The organism is Thermodesulfobacteriota bacterium, from assembly GCA_035325995.1.
GTDB lineage: Bacteria > Desulfobacterota_D > UBA1144 > Nemesobacterales > UBA2774 > JADLGH01.
The window spans coordinates 1-1,290 of sequence record DAOKYU010000050.1; the positions used below are offsets into that span (position 1 = coordinate 1).

The following is a 1,290-nucleotide window of genomic DNA, read 5'->3' on the forward strand; positions in this document are numbered from 1 at the left end:
TTTTCAATTACAAACTAATGTCTAGTCATTTTTTCTCACTTTGCTTGTGAAACTTAGCTTGTTGTTGCTATACACTTGTACTGTATAAACTCCACTCGCTATCTCGCCTAAACTTAGTTGGATATGATTCGCTCCAGCTTGCGATTTCGCATCGATTTGTTTCACCACACGACCACTCATGTCTAATACTTTCACACTCGTGTTTTGTGCTGTCGGTGCGTATAAATCAACATTCAATACATCCGTTGTCGGATTTGGATAGATGTTCACACTGCTTCCGTCTGCTCCCCATATCAAGTCGATCACTTTTGCATGTACACTCACGCGTCCGTCTATATCTACTTGCTCTAAACGATAGTAGTTATGACCTAACTGTGGTTTTGCATTCTCTGCTTGATATTCTAAGCGAACTTGGCTGTTTCCATTTAACCCTTTGCTGTTTACTTGAGCTAGCGTGTTGAACGTGATTCCATCTGTACTGTGTTGTAAGTTGAAGTAAGCATTGTTTTGTTCACTGGCTGTTGTCCAGCTTAGTAAATCACTGCTTGTTTGTTTTTCGCCTGTAAACGAAATCACTGTTGCCGGTAATGGTACATTTCCAGCATTCACACTATGTACTCTGAACTGACTGAAACTTGGTGTATTGAAACTCAATTCCCAGTATGTTCCATTCCAGTTTACGCTTGGGGTTATCACAATTGGATTATTTCCTAATCCTCCATCATCATTTTTGGTGATGCGGATATTGGCGATTCCTGTCACATCAGCTGGACCTGTTGGTAAAGCTAAGTATGGTGCGGCTACGACTGTGTTGTAATCATCAAAATCACTTTGATTGATATACAAAATCACATCCGCTGATCCATTGCTTGTTGGTGTAATTTGGTACCATCTTCTTACGAATGGTTGACCATTATGTACTCCGGCTGTCGCTTCTACATTCACGGTTGCTGTTGTTGAGCCTAACACATTACCTCCCATACCATCATCAACGGTTGCAATTAAATCACAACTTGCATCATAGTAATTGATGTCAAAGTCATCTCCATGATCTTGTGAATGATTTGATGTTACCGGGGCTATAATACCTGAAGCGGCTGTTACAGTCAACGCTGCTGTTGATGTAGCTGAACATCCGTTCGCATCTGTTGCTGTCGCTGTGTATGTTCCGTTTGCATTGGCTACAAATGGCGTATTATCCGTTAAGCCTCCTGACCACGCAAAAGTGTAAGGGGCTAAACCGCCTGTCGCTCCTGCTGTTGGTGTTGCACTCGTTTGATTACATGTAGT

1 protein-coding gene is annotated in these 1,290 nt (G+C 41.9%); it reads right to left on the reverse strand.

Annotation, left to right across the window (positions count from 1 at the left end):
- Positions 1-21: 21 nt before the first annotated feature.
- Positions 22-1,290, reverse strand: a 1,269-nt coding sequence (locus tag PKC29_15620; GenBank protein ID HML96833.1) for a T9SS type A sorting domain-containing protein, incomplete at its 5' end; no start/stop codon positions are given.